The 370-nt window shown below is 72.4% G+C and carries 1 pseudogene; it reads right to left on the reverse strand.

Features of this window, described 5'->3' with window-relative positions:
• Positions 1–361: pseudogene (locus tag P1J78_RS25245) on the reverse strand (IS5/IS1182 family transposase); the annotation flags it as partial.
• Positions 362–370: the final 9 nt, after the last annotated feature.

Raw genomic sequence — 370 nt, forward strand, 5'->3', positions numbered from 1 at the left:
TCCCCATGCACTCCACCTCCGGCGCGTGGAAGGCATAGAGCTTCTCGGCGTCGCCCGGCTGCTGGTCGTGGATGCGCTGCGCCCGCTCCAGCGGCGTGGCGAAGGCGGCCTCCAGGGCCGGGTCGCCGGCGATCTTCCGGCCGATGTCCCGGATCAGACGGCCGAGATAGGTCCGCAGCTTCCGCAGATGCCGTTGGCCCTGCTTGTGACCGCGACTGTAGAGCAGCCGGCTCGCCTCACGGCGTGCTCGCCGTGCGACCCGGGCAAAGGACTGGCGCAGCGTCACCCCATGCGCGCGCGCCAGGGCGCCGAGCCGCTCCACCGCCCGCAGCATCAGGTGCCCGTCCGTCGGATGCGCCACCGCCTTCGT

The sequence above is a fragment of the Psychromarinibacter sediminicola genome, from assembly GCF_029168335.1.
Taxonomy (GTDB): Bacteria; Pseudomonadota; Alphaproteobacteria; order Rhodobacterales; family Rhodobacteraceae; genus Psychromarinibacter; species Psychromarinibacter sediminicola.